Annotated in this window: 16 protein-coding genes; 5 read left to right on the forward strand and 11 right to left on the reverse strand. The window is 72.7% G+C overall.

Translation table 11 applies throughout. The features are described from left to right. The 6 genes from ACE3T5_RS10490 to ACE3T5_RS10515 all read right to left on the reverse strand — a co-directional run. The coding region (locus ACE3T5_RS10490) for a type II secretion system F family protein (RefSeq protein ID WP_374667276.1) at positions 1-1153 on the reverse strand (1153 nt) is incomplete at its 3' end. After that, positions 1150-2859 carry a GspE/PulE family protein gene (locus ACE3T5_RS10495; RefSeq protein ID WP_374667278.1) on the reverse strand — a complete coding sequence of 570 codons (1710 nt, stop codon included), beginning with the start codon at positions 2857-2859 and terminating at the stop codon, positions 1150-1152. The genes ACE3T5_RS10490 and ACE3T5_RS10495, both read right to left, overlap by 4 nt. Beyond that, the gene (locus ACE3T5_RS10500; RefSeq protein WP_374667280.1) at positions 2859-4550 is read right to left on the reverse strand and encodes a tetratricopeptide repeat protein; all 1692 of its coding nucleotides are present in this window, start codon (positions 4548-4550) and stop codon (positions 2859-2861) included. The genes ACE3T5_RS10495 and ACE3T5_RS10500 overlap by 1 nt, the downstream gene beginning before the upstream one ends. Then, positions 4547-6307 (reverse strand): pilus (MSHA type) biogenesis protein MshL, encoded by a 1761-nt coding sequence (gene mshL, locus ACE3T5_RS10505; RefSeq protein WP_374667282.1) that lies wholly within the window; start codon positions 6305-6307, stop codon positions 4547-4549. The genes ACE3T5_RS10500 and mshL overlap by 4 nt, the downstream gene beginning before the upstream one ends. Next, a complete protein-coding gene (locus ACE3T5_RS10510) occupies positions 6304-7896 on the reverse strand; it encodes an AAA family ATPase (RefSeq protein WP_374667284.1) in 1593 nt (530 codons plus the stop codon). Before ACE3T5_RS10510 ends, mshL begins: the two co-directional genes overlap by 4 nt. A 76-nt stretch (positions 7897-7972) precedes the next feature. Further along, entirely contained in the window at positions 7973-8587 is a 615-nt protein-coding gene (locus ACE3T5_RS10515; RefSeq protein ID WP_374667286.1) for a glutathione S-transferase N-terminal domain-containing protein, read from the reverse strand. 161 nt (positions 8588-8748) lie between these two features. On the opposite strand from ACE3T5_RS10515, the gene purB reads away from it, so the two are divergent. Both purB and ACE3T5_RS10525 read left to right on the forward strand, forming a co-directional pair. Next, on the forward strand, positions 8749-10128 hold the full coding sequence (gene purB / locus ACE3T5_RS10520; RefSeq protein ID WP_374667288.1) for an adenylosuccinate lyase: 1380 nt from the start codon (positions 8749-8751) through the stop codon (positions 10126-10128). A gap of 9 nt (positions 10129-10137) precedes the next feature. After that, a complete protein-coding gene (locus ACE3T5_RS10525; protein WP_374667290.1) occupies positions 10138-10698 on the forward strand; it encodes a YaeQ family protein in 561 nt (186 codons plus the stop codon). Between the two features lie 10 nt (positions 10699-10708). Here ACE3T5_RS10525 and ACE3T5_RS10530 read toward each other — a convergent pair whose 3' ends face one another. Further along, positions 10709-11146, reverse strand: coding sequence for a DUF3717 domain-containing protein (locus tag ACE3T5_RS10530; RefSeq protein ID WP_374667292.1), 438 nt, complete (start codon positions 11144-11146; stop codon positions 10709-10711). A gap of 153 nt (positions 11147-11299) precedes the next feature. Between ACE3T5_RS10530 and ACE3T5_RS10535 the strand changes: the two genes are divergently transcribed. Further along, a complete protein-coding gene (locus ACE3T5_RS10535) occupies positions 11300-11719 on the forward strand; it encodes a hypothetical protein (protein WP_374667294.1) in 420 nt (139 codons plus the stop codon). Between the two features lie 43 nt (positions 11720-11762). Then, positions 11763-12119 carry a phage holin family protein gene (locus ACE3T5_RS10540; protein WP_374667297.1) on the forward strand — a complete coding sequence of 119 codons (357 nt, stop codon included), beginning with the start codon at positions 11763-11765 and terminating at the stop codon, positions 12117-12119. On the opposite strand, the gene ACE3T5_RS10545 is transcribed toward ACE3T5_RS10540, so the two are convergent. Together ACE3T5_RS10545 and tfpZ are read right to left on the reverse strand one after the other, a co-directional pair. Continuing rightward, on the reverse strand, positions 12087-13592 hold the full coding sequence (locus ACE3T5_RS10545) for a M48 family metalloprotease (RefSeq protein WP_374667299.1): 1506 nt from the start codon (positions 13590-13592) through the stop codon (positions 12087-12089). The genes ACE3T5_RS10540 and ACE3T5_RS10545 overlap by 33 nt on opposite strands. Then, positions 13592-14392, reverse strand: a complete 801-nt coding sequence (gene tfpZ / locus ACE3T5_RS10550) for a TfpX/TfpZ family type IV pilin accessory protein (protein ID WP_374667301.1) — start codon at positions 14390-14392, stop codon at positions 13592-13594. The genes ACE3T5_RS10545 and tfpZ overlap by 1 nt, the downstream gene beginning before the upstream one ends. Between tfpZ and moaC the strand changes: the two genes are divergently transcribed. Next, complete coding sequence (moaC, locus tag ACE3T5_RS10555) at positions 14391-14879, forward strand: cyclic pyranopterin monophosphate synthase MoaC (protein ID WP_374667303.1); 489 nt, start codon at positions 14391-14393, stop codon at positions 14877-14879. The two genes, tfpZ and moaC, sit on opposite strands and share 2 nt — an antisense overlap. A 6-nt stretch (positions 14880-14885) precedes the next feature. Here the strand turns inward: moaC and ACE3T5_RS10560 are convergent, their stop codons facing one another. Continuing rightward, entirely contained in the window at positions 14886-16577 is a 1692-nt protein-coding gene (locus ACE3T5_RS10560; protein ID WP_374667305.1) for a PglL family O-oligosaccharyltransferase, read from the reverse strand. Beyond that, on the reverse strand, positions 16577-17788 hold the full coding sequence (locus ACE3T5_RS10565) for a glycosyltransferase (RefSeq protein WP_374667307.1): 1212 nt from the start codon (positions 17786-17788) through the stop codon (positions 16577-16579). The genes ACE3T5_RS10560 and ACE3T5_RS10565 overlap by 1 nt, the downstream gene beginning before the upstream one ends. Positions 17789-17821: the final 33 nt, after the last annotated feature.

The following is a 17821-nucleotide window of genomic DNA, read 5'->3' on the forward strand; positions in this document are numbered from 1 at the left end:
AGAGGATCCAGGCCACCATGGCGCCGAGGAAGATGGTGAGCACCGGCTGGATCGCCGCCTGCAGCTTCTCCACCGCGTCCTTCACCTCGCGCTGGTAGAAGTAGCTCACGTTGGCCAGCGCCTTGTCCAGCGCGCCGGTGTTCTCGCCCACGCGCAGCATGCGCACCACCAGCGGCGGGAACAGCGGGTGCACGGCGAACGCATCGGAGATGCGCTGGCCTTCGCTGATGGCGCGCAGCACGCGCTCCAGCGTGTTCTGGTAGGCCGTGTTGGGCGACAGCCCCTTGCAGTAGGCGAGCGCATCCATGACCGAGACACCGCTGCGATACATCAGCGCGAACGAGTTGGCGAAGCGGGCCAGCACGATCTTGCGCAGCACCGGGCCGATGGGCGGCACCGACAGCTTCCACCAGTCGATGCGCTCGCGCCACTCGGGCGAGGCCGCGGCCACGGCGCGCACCGCGACCCAGGCCGCCACCGGCAGCGCGACCAGCAGCCAGCCCTGGTGGACCAGCAGGTTGGAGAACCAGATCAGGGCCACCGTCTGCGGCGGGATCTCGCCGCCGATGCTGCGGATGAACACCAGCAGCTGCGGCACGAGATAGATCATCAGGAACGCGACCGCACCGAGCACCACCACCGCCGTGAAGGCGGGCGTGCGCAGCAGCTTGCGCGTCTGCGAGTTGATCTCGTCCGTCCACTTCAGGTTCTCGATCACCTCGGCCAGCACCTCGGGCAGCTGGCCCGTGGCCTCGCCCGTCTGCACCAGGCTCACGATCACCGGGTCCAGCGGCCAGGGCGACTCCGCCAGGGCCTTCGACAGTGTCGCGCCGCCTTCGATGCGGTCGACCAGATCGGCAGCGAAGGCCCCCACGGCGGACGAGTCGGAGGTATCGCGCAGATCCACCAGCGCCTCCAGCAGCGGCACGCCGGCCTGGCTGAGCGTCTGCAGGTGGATCAGCACGTTGATCAGCTCCTGCACCGGCAGGCGCCGCTGGCGGCGCCCGAAGCCCTGGCGTACCGGCTGCGCGGACAGCAGCTCCAGCTGCTGGCGCGCGAGGCGGTCCTCCAGATCGGCCTCGCTGGCGGCGTTCTGCTCGCCGCGCACCAGCGACCCGGCGGCGTTGACGGCGACGTACCGGTACGGGTTCATCCGTGCGCTGACAAGCGGGTCAGGTCGATCACGCGCGCGACTTCGTCCAGTGAGGTGATGCCGGCGGCGATGCGCTGCTGCGCGTCCTCGGCCATGGTGCTGAAGCCCTCCTTGCGCGCGTGCGCCAGGATGTGCGAGGCGCGCGCGCCCTGGGCCACCATGTCGTCGAGCACCTCGTCGAAGCGCAGCAGCTCCATCAGGGCCGTGCGGCCGCGGAAGCCGGTGCCGCTGCAGGCCTCGCAGCCCACCGGGCGGTACAGCGGGGTGTCCGGCGCCAGCACGCCGACCACGGCGCGCTCGGCCTCGCTCGGCTCGTAGGCCTCCTTGCAGCGCGGGCACAGCACCCGCACCAGGCGCTGGGCCACGATGCCGATGATGTTGCCGGTCAGCACGGCCAGCGGCACGCCCATGTCTACCAGGCGCGGAATGGCCAGCGCGGCGGAGTTGGCGTGCAGCGTGGAGAACACCTGATGCCCTGTCATGGCGGCACGGAAGGCCATCTCGGCGGTCTCGCGGTCGCGGATCTCGCCCACGAGGATCACGTCCGGGTCCTGCCGCATCATCGAGCGCACGCCGGAGGCGAAGTCGAGCTTGGTCTCGCCGGCGGAGGCCTGCCGGATGCGCGGCATGGGGTACTCCACCGGGTCCTCCAGGGTCATGATGTTGACCTGCTCGGTGTTCAGCTCGTTCAGGATGGAGTACAGCGTGGTGGTCTTGCCGCTGCCGGTGGGACCGGTGACGAGCACGATGCCGTAGGGCCGCGCCAGCATCAGCCGCAGCGTGGCCAGGCGGTCCGGGGCCAGGCCCATGCGATCCAGCGTGACGATGGACTTGCGGCGGTCCAGCACGCGCAGCACGAAGTTCTCGCCATGCACGGTGGGCTGCACGGCGGCACGGAAATCCACGTCGTGGCCCATGATCACCATCGAGATGCGGCCGTCCTGCGGGGCACGGGTCTCGGCGATGTCCATGTCGGACATCACCTTCAGCCGCACCAGCATCGCCGGCCAGTACTGGCGGTGCAGCACGCGGATCTGGCGCAGCACGCCGTCGATGCGGTAGCGCAGGCGCAGGAAGCGCTCCTCGGGTTCGAGGTGGATGTCGGAGGCGCCCATGCGCACCGCCTCGGCGAGGATCGCGTCGACCAGCCGCACGATGGGATGCGCGTGCGAGCGCGGCTCGCGCAGCTGGCTGGAGGCCTCCTCCACGCGCCCGGTGCGCAGGCCCTGCAGGATGGCCTCGATCGACAGCGGCTGGCCGTAGAACTGCTCCACCGCGGCCTCGATCTCGGCGCGCGTGGCCAGGCGCCACTCGACGGTCACGCCAGCCGGCATCGCGCTGCGCACGCGGTCCATGGCGACCACGTCGTTCGGATCGGCGATGGCCACCGTCAGCAGGCCGGCGGCGGCGTCGAAGCCGATCGGCAGCACGCCGTGCGCGCGCGCCACGTTGCGGGGCAGCAGGGCCAGGGCCTGCGGATCGGCGACGCTGTCGCCCAGCCGCACCGGCGTGATGGTGCTGGTGCTGCCCTGCAGCGCCAGGATGTCGTCGGCACTGAGGATGCCGAGCGAGGCGACGGTGTCGGCGATGGTGCCGCCGCGATGCGCATGCTCGGTGAGCACGATCTCGGCCTGGTCGGGCGTGAGCAGGCCCTGCCAGACCAGTTCGGCCACGAACTCCGCGGGGCGCAGGGCAGCGAGGTCCATCAGGGTTGCGCCGGCGCCGGCCGGTCGCCCAGGGCCTGCAGGCGGGCGCGGGCCGCGGCGACGTCAAAGGTCGACGTCGGCCCCTGCTGCAGTTCGATCGCACGCCGGTAGTACTGCGCCGCCAGGGCCGGCTTGCGCAGGCGGTCCAGCGCCACCGCCAGGTTGTAGGCGTGCGAGGCCTCGCCGGGTGCGGCGGTGTGCGCCGCGAACCAGAACGGCTGCGCCTCGTCCCAGCGGCCCTGCTGCGAGAGCAGGCGGGCCAGCGCGCTGTTGAGCATGGCCTGGCCGGGGTTGCGGGCCAGCGCCTCGCGCAGGCGCGATTCGGAAGCGGTGTCACTGCCAGCGGCTTCCAGGGCGACCAGGCCCGCGACGGCCTCCGCGTTGCCAGGCTCCAGGCGCAGCACCTGCTGGTAGCCGGCGAGCGCGGCTTCGCGCTGGCCCTGCCGATGCGCCGCGATCGCGAGGCCCAGCCAGGCATCGCGTTGCGTGGGATCGGCCGTGACCACTTCGCGCCAGGCCTGCGTGGCCTCCGGCAGGCGGCCCGCCTGGAAATCGGCGAAGGCCTGCTGCAGCCGGGCCTGCAGGCGGGCGGCGGCGGCCTGGCGCGGGGAAGCGGCGGCATCGCCCCGCGCGGGCTCGGCGGTCTGCGCAACCCCCTCGGCCACCGGCGGCCGCGTCGTGCGGACCGCGCGGACGGCAGGGGGCGCCGCGGCCGGCGCGGGCCGCTCGTCGTCCGTCGCGCGGGGGCGCTGGAGCCCTGCGCTGCGGGCCGGGCGGTCGGCGGGCGCAGCAACCGGGGGCGTCGTGGCGGGCGGACCCGCCGCAGAGGGCGCGGCCGCGGGCGTGGTGCTGGCCACCTTCATCTCCCCAGCGCCAGGCGACGCGGCCGGTGCGACGACACTGCTGGCCGCCGGCGCGGGCGCAGGGGCGGCGGGCGTGGCCTCCGCGGCCGGCGGCGCCGGTGCGGCCGTCGTGACCGCCCCGGCATTGGCGACAGGCGCCGGGGCCGGCTGCGTCAAGCCCTGCGCCTGCGGCCGGCGCACCGGGGTGTCGTCCTGCGGCCAGAACCAGAGCAGGCCGACGCCGGCCGCCAGCAGCGTGACCGTGGCCAGCAGCCAGGCCTGCCGCGCGCGGCCGGGTGCGGGCGTGGCGGCCCCGGCGCCGGCCGAAGCCGCCTGCGCCTTCAGCAGGCGCTCGGCCGCGCGTGCGTCGGCCTGGGGCGAGCTGGGGGCCGGCGCGGGCGACGGCGCCGGCCGGCTGGCCACCGGGGCGCGCGGGGGGCGCTGGGCCGCTCGCGGCGCCGGCGCGGCGGCGGAAGGGGATGACTGGGCGGGCGGTTCAGTGGCCGCGGCCGGCGACGGTGCGGCCGCGCGGGGCGCCGGCCGCAGGGCAGGCTGGGGCTCGGCAGGTGCGGGTTCCGGCGCCGGGGCGAGGCTCAGCTCCGGCTCGGGCGGGGTCGGCTCCAGTGCCGGAAAGGCCGGCTCATCCGGCGGCGAGGACAGCTCCACCGGGATCATGGGATCGTCCGGCCCCGCCAGGCCCAGCACGTGCGCGCCAGTGGCCTCGGTCTGTGGCGCCAGTTCGGCCAGCGCATCCTGCGGCAGCGCCGAGCCGGGCACCGGTGCGGCACCGGCGCGGCGCCGACGGCCGCGGTCTTCCGCGCGCTTGAGGGCCTCCAGCAGCAGGCTCATCGCGCGCCCTGCCCCTGCGCGGGCCCGGGCTGCCGCATGAAGGAGAGGTCACCGTCGATGCTGGCGTCGCGCAGGATGGTCGGCCGCAGGAAGATCACCAGCTCGCTCTTGGTGGTGCGCTCGTTGCGGTAGCGGAACAGGTCGCCCAGCACCGGCAGGCTGCCCGCGCCGGGCAGCTGGTCGGACGCGTTGTTGGTGTCGTCCTGCATCAGGCCGCCGAGCACCGCGACCTCGCCGTCGCGGACCTTCATGATCGACTCGAACTCGCGCGTCTGGATCTCGGGGATGCGGTTGGTCACGCCGGCCTGCGCCAGCGCGGGGCTGGGGTCGCTCACGTAGCCGGTGATGCGCGACACGGTGGGCCGCAGATTGAGCGTGACCGTGTCGTCGTCGCCCACCTGCGCGGTGACGTTCATGAGAAAGCCCACCGGCACCGTGTTCACCTGCGTCGAGTACACCGCCGGCGAGGTCTGCACGCCAGCGACGAAAGTGGCCGGCGTCACGCTGATGGTGAAGTAGACCTTGTTGTCCACCACCTTCAGCAGCGCCGACTGGTTGTTCATCACGCTCACCTTGGGGCTGGAGAGCACCCGCGTGCGGCCGAACGATTCGAGCAGGCGCACCGTGCTCGACAGATCGAAGTTGGAGCCGCGGCGCAGGAAGCTGAGCTGGCCCAGGAAGGGCTGCACCAGGCCGGACGAGATGGCCGTGCCGCCGCCCGGCGCCTGCACCAGCGAGACATCGGTGTTGCCGCTGACCGAGTTGCGCAGCACCGACCAGTTGATGCCCTGCTGGTACTCCTGCGTGAGGCCGACCTCGACGATGGTGGCCTCGATCAGCACCTGCCGCCGCGAGTTGCGCAGCACCTGGTCGATGAATTCCCGCACGCGCTGGTGCTGGCGCGCCGTGGCGCGCACGCTGAGCACGCCCGTCTCGGGGTTGGCGATCACCGAGGCGGCCTCGCGGAACTGCGCGCGCGCGCCACCTGCCGGCGCGCCAGCCGCGGCGGCATTCACCGCGGCCGTCAGCGTGGAGGTGGGCGTGCGTCCGCCGACGCTGGGCACCGGCGTGGCGGGCACGGCCTGCGGCGCGGCGCTGGCGCCCTCCGGGATCACGCGGTCGGTCTCGCGCAGCAGGTCGCGCACGTTGGCCACCAGCGTGTCCCAGAAGCGGTTGTTGGAGACGTTGCGCACCACTGCACTGGAGGCATTGCCGGCCGTGGCGGCGCTGGCCTGCCCGGTGGTGGCGACCTGCGATTCCGACGAGGTGGTGCTGCTGGATTCGCGGGCGACGTTCGGATAGTCCACCCGGTACAGGCGCAGGAACGGCGTGTCCGGCAGCACCAGCAGGTTCTGGCCGGACAGCTCCCAGCGCATGTCGACCTGCCGCGCGACACGGTCGAGGATCTCGTGGATGGTCTGGTCCAGCGCGTTCAGCGTGACCACGCCGGTGATGTCCGGATGCACGTCGAGGTTGAGACGCGCGTCACGCGCAATCGCGAACAGCAGCGACTGCACAGGCACGTTGTGCACCACCACGCTGTAGGTTTCCAGCGGCGGTGCGGCCCGCGGCGGCGGCAGCGGCGGCGCCTCGGTCGACAGGCGCGGGATGCCGGCGGCGGAGGCCGCGGCCGGCGCGGGGGCCGGTGGCTGCGGCGCCACGGCGAGATGGCCGGCCGAGGGCTGCGGCGGCGGTGCCGCGCAGGCGGCCAGCAGGCCGGCTGCGAGCAGCGGGATCGCGAACCGCGACCGGATCATGAGCGCGCCTCCTCTAGCAGTTTCTGCATGCTGCGGACCACCGGCTTCTGCTGGCGGATCGGCTCGGGCAAAGCCGCCGCCGCCTTCAATGCCTCCTGGCGGGTGGCATAGCGGCCCGCGTAGATCGCATGGTAGGGCACGCCGCCATACACACGGTCATTCACCCAGATCACCACATCCGGCCCGAGCAGCTGCTCGTACTGCGCCAGCACGCCTTGCACCGCCGCCACGCTGGGCGCGCGGATGGCGATGAGCTGCACCGTGAACCCCACGCCCTGGCTGTCGCGGATGGCCTGCTCGGTGGCGCGGATGCGCTGTTCCAGCGTGATCTCGGCGGCCGAAGCCAGGGGCCGCGGCGCCGCTTCAGGCGCGGCTGGCGGGGGCGCCGTGGCCACGGTCGTGAGCGCGGCAGCCGGTGCGGACGCGGCCGGCAGCGCGGCCACGGCCGGTGCCGGCGCAGGTGCAGCCACGTCCGTCACAGCGACCGGCGCCGAGGCGGCGGTGGCCACCGGGCTGCTCACCGCTTCGGGCGCGGAAGCCGTTCCGGCCACTGGCGCAGGGCTCACCGCCGCCACGACGGCCGGCGGCGCCACAGGCGCCTGCGCGGTCGCAGCGGGCGACGCCATCCAGTGACTCGCGGCAAAGCCGCCCACGCCGCCCAGCAGCAGCGCGGCACCGGCGCCGGCCGCCACCTGCCAGGTGGACCAGCCGGCGCGCACGGGGGCGGGCGCCACAGCGGCGGCCTGGACGGCCGGTGCCCCCGCTGCCTGCACCGGCGGGCGCTCGTCGGCGCAAGCTCGCTCCACGTGCGCCAGCTCCACGGTGTCGGCGTTGGCGACGAAGGCAGCGAGCAGCGACTTGTCGGCCAGCATGTTCAGCCGGCGCGTGCGGCCATCGCACGCCGCGGCGAGGCGCTGCACGGCATCGGCACTGAACAGCGACAGGCCGTTGAATCCCGCCTTGCGCAGGCGGAACTCGAGGTAGCTCGCGATCTCCGCCGGCGCGAGCGGCTGCAGGTCGAAGCGGTAGCTGATGCGGTCGCGCACCTGGCGCAGCGCCGGCGAGCGCAGGATCTGGTCCAGCTCGGGCTGGCCGAACAACATGATCTTCAGCAGCTTGTTGTGGGCCGTCTCCAGGTTGGACAGCAGGCGGATTTCCTCCAGCGTGCCGGGCGGCATGGTGTGGGCCTCGTCGACGACCACCACCACGCGGCGGCCGTCGCCATGCCGCTGGATCAGCGCCGCCTCCAGCGTGGCGAGCATCTCGGTGCGGTTGCCGCGCAGCGGCGCGCCGGTGAGGTCACGCCCGATCGCATCGAGGATCTCGTTTCGATCGAACACCGGGTTGGGCACGTAGACGGTGTCCACCGGATGGGCGCGCAGGCGCTCCATCAGCATGCGGGTGAGCATGGTCTTGCCCATGCCGATCTCTCCGATCACGCACACGATGCCGTCGTCGTGCAACGCCGCGACCACCAGGCCTTCGAGGATGTCCCCGCGCCGGCCACCGGAGAAGAAGAAATCGATGTCCGGCGTGACGCGGAACGGATCCGCCTTCAGCTCGAAATGGTCCAGGTACAAGACGCTCATGCACGGCATCTCCTGCAGGCCGATTATGGGGCCGGGCCGCCCCGGCGGCGCGCGCTGGCGCCGCCCGCGCGCGCCATCAGCGCGGCAGGGTGTCGGCGAAGCTGGGGCGCTGGGCCAGCTTGTCGGCCAGGCGAGCGAGGTTCGGGTAGGCGGTGCGCCAGTCGATGTCGGGGAAGCGGAAGTCGAGATAGCCCAGCGTGCAGCCCACCGCGACATCGGCCAGCGTGAGGTAGATGCCGGCGCAATAGGGCTTGTCGCCCAGGCCCTGGCTCATGGCCTTGAGGCTGGCCTGCGCCTTGTCCATCTGGCGGTCGATCCAGGCCTGGCTGCGCTGCGCCTTGGCGCGGCCCGCCCAGTGGGATTCGAGCCGGGCGAGGATCAGGGCGTCGAGCATGCCGTCGCCCAGGGCCTCCCAGGTCTTGACCTCGGCGCGCTCGCGGCCGACGGCGGGAATGAGCTTGCCCACCGGCGACAGCGTGTCGAGGTACTCCACGATCACGCGCGAGTCGAACAGGGCCTCGCCGCCTTCCATCACGAGGCAGGGCACCTTGCCCAGCGGGTTGGACTGCATGATGGCGGTGTCGGACGCCCAGACGTCTTCCTCGACGAACTGGTAGTCGAGCTTCTTCTCGGCCATCACGACGCGCACCTTGCGCACGTAGGGACTGGTGGTCGATCCGATCAGCTTCATGGGCTCTTCCTGCTGGCTTGTTCGAGTTATGGCGTGGCACGGACCCCCGGCGACCCGGGAGCTGCAATTCATTCTAGGGGAAGCCCCCGCGCGCGCTGTCGTCGGCGTGCGACAGCCGGCCTTGTCAATCCCCCGCTTGACGGACGCCTACAATTTCCCCCATGGCCCTCTCCCCGATTTCGGCGCTGTCCCCCCTGGACGGCCGCTATGCCGCGCGCCTGACCACGCTGCGCCCCCTCATGAGCGAGCACGGCTTCATGCACCGGCGGGTGCAGGTGGAGGTGTGCTGGTTCATCGCCCTGTCCGACGCCGGCTTCGCCGAGTTCAAGCCGCTGTCGCCGGGCGCGCGCACCTACCTGCTGGGCCTGGTGAAGAACTTCTCCGAGGCCGATGCCGCGGCCATCAAGGAGATCGAGAAGACCACCAACCACGACGTGAAAGCGGTGGAGTACTGGATCAAGTCGAAGTTCGAGGCCCGGCCCGAGCTGAAGGCGGCCAGCGAGTTCGTGCACTTCGCCTGCACCAGCGAGGACATCAACAACACCAGCCATGCGCTGCAGCTCAAGGCCGCGCGCGAGCAGGTGCTGCTGCCGGCGCTGGACGCCCTGATCGGCAAGCTGCGCGAGATGGCGCATGCCAGCGCCGAGGTGCCGATGCTCTCCCGCACGCACGGGCAGACCGCCAGCCCCACCACCGTGGGCAAGGAGATCGCCAACGTGGTGGTGCGCCTGGCCGCCGCACGCGAGCGCATCGCCGGCGTGCGCCTGCTGGGCAAGATGAACGGCGCGGTGGGCAACTACAACGCGCATCTGGCGGCCTGGCCCGAGTTCGACTGGGAAGCCTTCAGCCGCAAGGTGGTGGAGACGCCCGAGCCGCTGGGCCTGGGCCTGACCTTCCAGCCCTACAGCATCCAGATCGAGCCGCACGACTACATGGCGGAGCTGTTCGACGCCATGGCCCGCACCAACACCATCCTGGTGGACTGGTGCCGCGACGCCTGGGGCTACATCAGCCTGGGCTACTTCAAGCAGCGCCTGCGCGAGGGCGAGATCGGCTCGTCCACCATGCCGCACAAGGTGAACCCGATCGACTTCGAGAACGCCGAGGGCAACCTGGGGCTGGCCAACGCGCTGCTGCGACACCTGTCGGAGAAGCTGCCGGTGTCGCGCTGGCAGCGCGACCTGACCGATTCCACGGTGCTGCGCAACATGGGTGTGGCCATCGGCTACACGGTGCTGGCCTACCACTCGCTGGGCGTGGGCCTGGGCAAGCTGGAGCTGAACCGCGAAGCCATCGCCGCCGACCTGGACGAAGCCTGGGAGGTGCTGGCCGAGCCGATCCAGACCGTGATGCGCCGCTACGGCGTGCAGGGCGCCTACGAGAAGCTGAAGGCGGTCACCCGCGGCAAGACCGTGCAGGCGGCCGACCTGCACGGCCTGATCCAGGCGCTGGAGATCCCGCAGGCCGACAAGGACCGCCTGCTCGCCCTCACGCCGGCGGGCTACGTGGGCAAGGCCGCCGAACTGGCCCGCCGCTGCTGAAGCGGTCGCATGGCCCTCAAGTCCACCATCTTCAAGGCCGGCCTGGCCGTGGCCGACATCGACCACGGCTACTACGCCGACCATGCGCTCACCCTGGCGCGCCACCCGAGCGAGACCGATGAACGCATGATGGTGCGGCTGGCCGCGCTGGCCCTGCATGCGCATGCCCTGCAGACGGTGTGCAGCGGGGACGGCACGCTCGCCTTCGGCGCCGGCCTGTCGGACCCCGACGAGCCCGATGTCTGGCTGCGCGACTTCACCGGCCGCACCCGCGTGTGGATCGAGGTCGGCCAGCCCGACGACGGCGCCATCACCAAGGCCTGCCGCAAGGCCGATGCCGTGGCGGTCTACGCGTTCCACCATGCGGCGCCGGTGTGGTGGCGCGGCATCGAGAACAAGCTGACGCGCCTGGACAACCTGCAGGTCTGGCGCATCCCGGCCGAGGCCTCGCAGGCGCTGGCGGCGCTGGCGCAACGCACCATGCAGCTGCAGGCGACGATCCAGGAAGGCCAGCTGATGCTGGCTGACGCCACCCGGCACGTGGACGTGGTGCCCGAGCGCTGGCGCTGATCGCCCCGGCTCAGTCCTGCGGGGGCGAGGCGGGGGCCGAAGCAGCCTCGCGCGCGCGCTCGGCATAGCGGTTGAAGCGCCAGGCCTCGCCGCGCTGGGTGATGCGCCGCCACACCTGCCGCTTCTGCGCCGGGCTGAATTCGGGCCAGCGCTGCACCTCGTCGAAGCGCCGGCCGCAGCCCTTGCACTCGGCGTCGCCCTGGCTGGTGGAGCAGATCGCGATGCAGGGCGTGTCCGGCTGGGTCTGGTACCAGGCCTGCCAGGCGGCATAGGCCGCCGCCGGGAAGCCGCGTTCGGCCGCCTCGTCCTGGCGGTGGTAGACCATGAGCGCGTACACCTCGGCCAGGGCCCGCAGCTCGGGCGCCAGGGTCACGCCGTCCGGCGACGGCTTGCGCTCACGCCAGTAGTTGATGGCGGCCTCGATGTCGGTGATGTGGATGCCGGCCATGGGAACCCCGAGGGGAGGCGCATGATATCGCCTGTGGCGCCGCCGCATCGGGAACTCCCGCTGGACGGGCGGCTCGATAGGCGGGAGACTGCGCCAGCGGCTGTGCAACCGGGACCCCGGGCGACACCGCGCCAGCCGCCCACAGGAGCCCTGATGAAGACGGTCATCGTGTATCTCGACGACGCCGCGCACGCGCGGCCGCTGCTGCCGGCACCGGACGCCGCGCCCATGCACTGGGTGCTGGTGGCCTGCGCGCCCCGCATGACCCATCGCATCAGCAAGTGGGTGAGCCACTCCGCCCGCGAGAACTGGCGCGGCCGCTGGGCCGAGCGCCTGTTCGAGCAGGTGGTGCCTTCATTGCGCGCACGGGGCGACACCGTCACGCCCGTGCTGGCCCGCGGCCCGCTGCCCGAGCTCACCCGCGAACTGATCGAGGCGCATGGCCCGGCGCGGGTGCTGGACGTGCGGCGCCCGAAGTCCGACACACCGCCGCCCCAGACCGGCCGGCTGACGCCGGGCACGCCCGGCAGCCTGATCGGCCTGTTCGCCGCCCTGCTGCTGGCTACCGACTGACCCGGGCCGGCGTGTCGGCGCGGGGGTGTATGCTCCGCCCACCATGCTCAAGCTGATCGCCAAGTGGCTCCTCAGCGCCGCCGCGCTGCTGCTGGTCGCCTACCTCTACAGCGGCGTGCAGGTCACGAGCTTCGGCGCCGCGATGCTGGCCGCCTTCGTGCTCGGCCTGCTCAATGCGGTGCTGCGCCCGGTGCTGGTGATCCTGACGCTGCCGGTGACCATCGTCACCGTCGGCCTGTTCCTGTTCGTGATCAACGCCCTGGTGTTCTGGGCCGCCGCCTCCCTGCTGGACGGCTTCCAGGTGCGCGGCTTCTGGGCGGCGATGCTGGGCTCCGTGATGTACTCGGTCGCCGGCCTGGTGATCGACTCAGCGCTCGAGAGCCTGTTCGCGAAGAAGTGACTGCACGTGGCGGGCGCGGGTGTCGATGATCGACGCCTCGATGTGATCCCCCGCCCCCGGCGTGCGCAGCAGGTCCTGCGCGGCCTTGAAGCGGTCGAGCGCCGCCGCGTAGTCCAGCTGGGCGACCTGCACCTCGGCTTCCGCGCGCACGGCCCGCACCCGCTGCCCCTGCGCGGCATGGGCCAGCGCCAGCTGCTGCCAGGCGCCCGCATCGCGCGGCTGGACACTGACCCAGGTCTGCAGGGCCTGTGCCGCCTCGGCGGCACGCCCGGTGCGCACCAGCGCCTGCGCGCCCAGCAGCAGCTCCGGCCGCTGCGCGCCGGTGATCGGGCCGATCTCCTCCAGCGCCCGTGCCGGTGCGCCGGCGGCCAGCGCCAGTTCCGCCCCCAGCAGGCGGGCCATGCGTTCCGCCGCCGCGTCGCCTTGCACCAGCGGCCGCAGCCGCGCCGCCAGGCGCGCCGCCACGTCGTGATCCCGCAGGCGGCTGGCGGCGAGCGCGCCAGCGTACACCGAGGCCGCCAGTCGCGGTGACGGCTGGCCCGACGTGGCGCTCGCCTGCGCTTCGGCCACCAGCCCCCGCTGCGCGTCGACACCCGCCTGCGACAGCGCGCGGGCCCGCGCCGCCGCCAGCAGGTGCTGCAGGGTGGGCACGATAGTCGGTCGCGCCGCGAGCTGCTGGCGCGACTGCATGTCGGCGGCGCGCTCGGTGGTCATGGGATGGGTTCGCAGGTAGGGAAAGGCGCCGCTGTCGTTCAGCCGCGAGGCCTGCTGCAGCTTGTCGAACATGGTGACGAAGCCCTGCGGCTCGAAGCCCGCCTGGGTGAGCACGCCCAGGCCCACGCGGTCCGCCTCGCGCTCCATGTCGCGCGAGAAGTTCAGCTGCTGCTGCGCCGCCGCGGCCTGACCACCGAGGATCAGCGCCTGGCCGGCGTCGGGGTTCTTGCTGATCGCCAGCGCGCCCAGCACCATCGCCGCCATCACCAGCGGCGCCTGCCGGTTCTGCTGCGTCATCATGCGGGCGATGTGGCGCTGCGTGACGTGGCTGAGCTCGTGCGCCAGCACGGAGGCGAGCTCGTCGCGGTTGGCGGTCACGCTGACCAGGCCCAGGTGCAGGCCCAGCCAGCCGCCGGGCAGCGCGAAGGCATTGATGCTGCGGTCACGCCCCAGCAGCACCTGCCAGGCGTAGCGCTCGTCCAGCTCCGGCGGCAGTTCGCCGCGCACCCGCGCGGCCGCCAGCAGCGGCTGCCACAGGGTCTGCACGTACTCGACCAGCACCGGGTCGTCGAGGTAGTCCGGGTCGCGGTACAGCTCGCGCGCGATGCGCTCGCCGATCTGCCGCTCGGTGCGGGTGGACAGGTCGGTGGGGTCGCCCAGCGTCGGCAGCTGGGCGGTCGCCGGGCCCAGACCCGCAAGCAGGGCCAGCGCGAGCGCCGCCGTGCCAGCGAGACGCCGTGGACGTGCAGGTGTCCGCATCAGAAGGAATCCAGTCGCAGGTAGCCCTGCACTTCGGCCGAGCGGCCGTCGATCAGCACCGTCCAGGCCGCGGCCTTGCGCCCCACCAGCGGCAGGTAGGCCAGCTGCGACTCGGGCCGGCCGGCCTCGCGGATGGCCTCATCGATCGCACCGGCCTCGCTGGGGAAGCGGCGGCGCAAGTCCGACACCGGCCGCGCCACCTGCAGCACCGCGCCGCGCGCAGCGACGTAGGGCTCCCACAGGTCAGGGCGCGCCGCTAGGTGGATGCCGCCCAGGGCCACCATCGTGGCCTGCACGCTTTCACCCGGGTTGCGGAACGGGCGCACGGCCAGCAGCGTCGGCCCGGTCCACGGGGGTGAATCGATGCCACGCGGCACCTTCGCGGCCAGGTCGGTCGGGATGTCCGCCGCATGGACCACGCGGAAGCGGTCGACCTCGAACACCAGGTGCACGGGGCGCGCCAGATGCACGGTCCACAGGCCGTAGGCGAGGCCGCCGAGCTGCAGCAGGGCCACGAACGCCAGGTCACGGCGCAGCACCGGCCAGCCCTTGGCGCGATCGAACACCGACAGCGTGATGAGTGGTCCCAGACAGACATCGACCGCGATGACGATCAGGAACAGGTCGGTGCCGCCGCTCACCTCGCGGTAGGGCCACCGGAACCACAGGCCGAACACCAGCGCCGCAGCGACCAGGGCGATGCAGGCGCTCACGCCCAGGTGAATGCCGGCCGCCCGCAGGCGCGGCTTGATGTCGAACATCGCCGTATGATGCCCGCTGACCCAGGATGGTTCAGTCATGAGTGGATTGACACACTTCGATGCGCAGGGACAGGCCCACATGGTGGACGTGGCCGCCAAGCCCGCCACCCACCGGGTGGCGGTGGCGGCGGGACGCATCGACATGCTACCCGCCACGCTGGCCGTCATCCAGGCGGGCACGGCACGCAAGGGGGATGTGCTGGGCGTGGCGCGCATCGCGGGCATCCAGGCCGCCAAGCGCACGTCCGACCTGATCCCGCTGTGCCACCCGCTCGCGCTGACCCGCGTGGCGCTGGATTTCACGCTGCACGAGGCCCGCCCGCCGCAGGCTGCCGCCGTCGAGTGCCGCGCCACCGTCGAGACCGTCGGCCCCACCGGCGTCGAGATGGAGGCGCTCACCGCCTGCGCCACCGCCCTGCTCACCATCTACGACATGTGCAAGGCCGTGGACCGCGGCATGGTGCTGCGCGACGTGGGCCTGCTCGAAAAGCATGGCGGCAAGTCGGGCAGCTACGTGCGCGACTGAGCGCCCCTAGTTCGAGGGCGGCAGCATGGGCCGCTTCTGCGCCTGCTGCCAGGCCGCGTAGTCGGCGGGGAAGGCGGCGCGGTAGCGCGCGAGGTGCAGCAGCGCCTCATCGTAGGCCTCGATCCAGGTGGCGCTCTCGATCGCGCGCTCGATGACCCGCGGCTCCGGCGAGTAGTGCAGCGCGATCTCGGCATTGACATGCACCCAAGCCGCGTTGTCCCGCGTGAGCGCCGTGAGCGTCAGCTCGGCGAAGCGCGCCTGGCCCGCGAACAGCCACGAGCGCCGGATGTGGCCCAGCGTGTCGTCGCGCCAGGCTTCGGCGCGCTGCTCGGGCAGCAGGTAGATCTGGCTCACGCGCAGGTAGTCCCAGGCGGCGTAGACATTGGCGACGCCCAGCGCAAGCGCGAAGACCAGGCCCGCGCGGTGCGGGGCCACGGGGGCTTCGACCGCATCACCCTGCGGGGCCGGCGCCGCGCTCGCGGTCGCTGCGCCAGTCGGCAATGCCAGCCAGCCCAGCGCCAGGCCGGCCGTGATCTGGAACGGCCCGTACCAGAGCGGGTACTCCACCATGCTGTGCAGCGCGAGCAGGCCGAGCCAGACCCAGGCCAGCTGGCGCAGCGGATCCGCCTCGCGCCAGGGTGCACGGCGCCACACCCAGACCAGGGCCACCAGCACCAGCACCAGCGCCGCAGGCACGCCCAGTTCCACCGCCAGGTGCAGTGGCAGGTTGTGCGCGTTGTCCAGGATGTCGCAGAAGCGCGGGCCTGCATACAGGTGCATGAAGTGCGCGTAGTCCAGCTCGCCCCAGCCCCAGCCGCCCAGAGGCCGCTGGCCGATCAGCTCCAGCACGTTGCGCCACAGGACCAGCCGGCCGCTGCAGCCCTCCTCGTTGGACAGGCGCGTCCAGACGCGCCGCGCACCCCCGCCGGTGGCGGTCTCCAGCAGGGCCGGCAACAGGTAGGAGGCGGCCACGGCACAGGCGATCGCCACCCCACACCAGACGAGGCGACGCCCGCGCGCGCCCGGCCAGGCCAGGGCCAGCACCACCAGCAGCGCCGCCTGCGGCAGGGGCGTGCGCGACAGGCTGGTGGCGCTCGCCGCGCCCAGCAGCAGCAGCAGCGCAAGGCGCGCCCAGCGGGGCAGCGGCAGCGGGGCCCAGATCACCGCCGCGATGCCCAGCCAGCACAGCGACGCGAAGTGATTCGGCTGGCGCAGGTTGCCGAAAGCGAGGCCGGGGCCCGCGGTGTTGAGCCAGGGCGCGAACGCCTCGCTGTGGCCGGTGTACTGCACCAGCGCGACGACCGCATTCAGCGCGGCGGCGACGATCAGCCCGGCCTGGGCGCCGGCCACCAGGCCGTCGCGCCCGGCGCCCGGTGTCAGCGCGGACGCAGCCACCACGAGACCCAGGCCGCCCGCCAGCATCACCGCCTCCGGCGGCAGGCCCCGGCTGGCGACGCCGGCCCACAGGACCACGCCGAGCGCGAGCCAGGCCAGCGGCGCCCGGGGCGCACCGCCGCGGGCGGCGGCGAGCAGCCACAACGCCAGCCCGCAGGCGGCCGCGAACAGCCACGGCGCGATGGCGGCCGAAGGGCCCGGCGCGAAGGGGTTGAGCCAGGGCAGGGCGACCAGCGCGGCGGCGGCCAGCCCCCATGCGGCGTCGAGCCGGCCGCCAGGCCGGCGCAGGGGATCCGCCTGCATCAGGGGCCTGCCTCCAGCGGCGGCAGGATGGACTCGACCAAGCCCGGGTCGCGCGACCAGGCCGCCCAGGCCTGCTCCAGGATCTGCGCGAACTCGCGCGCGAAGCGGGCCTCGCTGAAGCCCTGGGCCCAGATCCGGCAGTCGTGGGGGTCGATGCTGGCGCGGTCGAACGCCTCCACCGCCGCCCGCAGGGCGTCAGGGGTCTGGGCGTCGAACAGCAGGCCGGTCGGCCGGTCGGCCGTGCGCAGGTCACGCACCGTCTCCGCGGCGCCGCCCACGCCGTAGGCGATCACGGGCGTGCCGCAGGCCTGCGCCTCCACCGGGGAGATGCCGAAGTCCTCGTGGGCGGCGAACAGGAAGGCACGTGCATGGGCCAGATGGTCCTGCACCACCTCATGCGGCTGGAAGCCCAGCAGGGTGACGTTGGGCGGGCAGATGGCCCGCAGGCGGGCGGCCTCGGGGCCGTCGCCGATGACGACCAGGCGCCGCCCCGGCATGGCGCGGAAGGCCTCCAGCATGAGGTCGATGCGCTTGTACGACACCAGCCGCGACACCGTGACGTAGTGGTCCTGCTTGCGGGCCTCGAAGGTGAAGCGGTCGGTCGCCACCGGCGGGTACAGCACGCGCGCGCGGCGCCGGTAGGCGCGCCAGATGCGCCGCTGCACATGGCGCGAGTTCGCCAGGAACAGATCGACGTTGTGGGCGGTCTGGCGGTCCCACTGCCGCAGGCGATGGAACAGGTAGCGCGCCAGCAGGCCCTTGGCGTCGCGGTCCAGGCGGTAGTCGGCGAGGTACTCGTGGTGCAGGTCCCAGGCGTAGCGCATGGGCGAGTGCACATAGCTCACGTGCAGCTGCTCCGCCGTGGTCAGCACGCCCTTGGCGAAGGCATGGGAGCTGGAGACGATGACGCGCGCGGCGCGCAGGTCGTGCGTCTCCACGGCGAGCGGCGTGAACGGCAGGTAGTGCCAGAAGCGCGTGCGCACCCCGGGCGCGCGCTGCAGGAAGGTGGTGTGGATGCGGCCCGCGCCCAGCCGGCGACGATCGGTATCGGACAGGAAGTCGATGGTGGCGTGCACGTCCACCGGTCCCAGGACGCCGAGCATGGCCCGCACGACATCCTCGGAGCCGCCCCAGTCGGTGAGCCACTCGTGGGTGACGGCGACCGGAAGTCCCCGCATACTCCAGGTGTCGCTGACGGCAGCTTCGTTCATACCAAGGCAGGTGCCGCGCTCCCGCGGCCGGTC

Source organism: Ramlibacter sp., assembly GCF_041916345.1.
Lineage (GTDB): Bacteria > Pseudomonadota > Gammaproteobacteria > Burkholderiales > Burkholderiaceae_C > Ramlibacter.

Coding starts and splice junctions, on each gene's coding strand:
- ACE3T5_RS10495 (WP_374667278.1), bottom strand. CDS start 2,859: ATGGACCTCGCTGCCCTGCGCCCCGCGGAGTTCGTGGCCGAACTGGTC.
- ACE3T5_RS10500 (WP_374667280.1), bottom strand. CDS start 4,550: ATGAGCCTGCTGCTGGAGGCCCTCAAGCGCGCGGAAGACCGCGGCCGT.
- mshL (WP_374667282.1), bottom strand. CDS start 6,307: ATGATCCGGTCGCGGTTCGCGATCCCGCTGCTCGCAGCCGGCCTGCTG.
- ACE3T5_RS10510 (WP_374667284.1), bottom strand. CDS start 7,896: ATGAGCGTCTTGTACCTGGACCATTTCGAGCTGAAGGCGGATCCGTTC.
- ACE3T5_RS10515 (WP_374667286.1), bottom strand. CDS start 8,587: ATGAAGCTGATCGGATCGACCACCAGTCCCTACGTGCGCAAGGTGCGC.
- purB (WP_374667288.1), top strand. CDS start 8,749: ATGGCCCTCTCCCCGATTTCGGCGCTGTCCCCCCTGGACGGCCGCTAT.
- ACE3T5_RS10525 (WP_374667290.1), top strand. CDS start 10,138: ATGGCCCTCAAGTCCACCATCTTCAAGGCCGGCCTGGCCGTGGCCGAC.
- ACE3T5_RS10530 (WP_374667292.1), bottom strand. CDS start 11,146: ATGGCCGGCATCCACATCACCGACATCGAGGCCGCCATCAACTACTGG.
- ACE3T5_RS10535 (WP_374667294.1), top strand. CDS start 11,300: ATGAAGACGGTCATCGTGTATCTCGACGACGCCGCGCACGCGCGGCCG.
- ACE3T5_RS10540 (WP_374667297.1), top strand. CDS start 11,763: ATGCTCAAGCTGATCGCCAAGTGGCTCCTCAGCGCCGCCGCGCTGCTG.
- ACE3T5_RS10545 (WP_374667299.1), bottom strand. CDS start 13,592: ATGCGGACACCTGCACGTCCACGGCGTCTCGCTGGCACGGCGGCGCTC.
- moaC (WP_374667303.1), top strand. CDS start 14,391: ATGAGTGGATTGACACACTTCGATGCGCAGGGACAGGCCCACATGGTG.
- tfpZ (WP_374667301.1), bottom strand. CDS start 14,392: ATGACTGAACCATCCTGGGTCAGCGGGCATCATACGGCGATGTTCGAC.
- ACE3T5_RS10560 (WP_374667305.1), bottom strand. CDS start 16,577: ATGCAGGCGGATCCCCTGCGCCGGCCTGGCGGCCGGCTCGACGCCGCA.
- ACE3T5_RS10565 (WP_374667307.1), bottom strand. CDS start 17,788: ATGAACGAAGCTGCCGTCAGCGACACCTGGAGTATGCGGGGACTTCCG.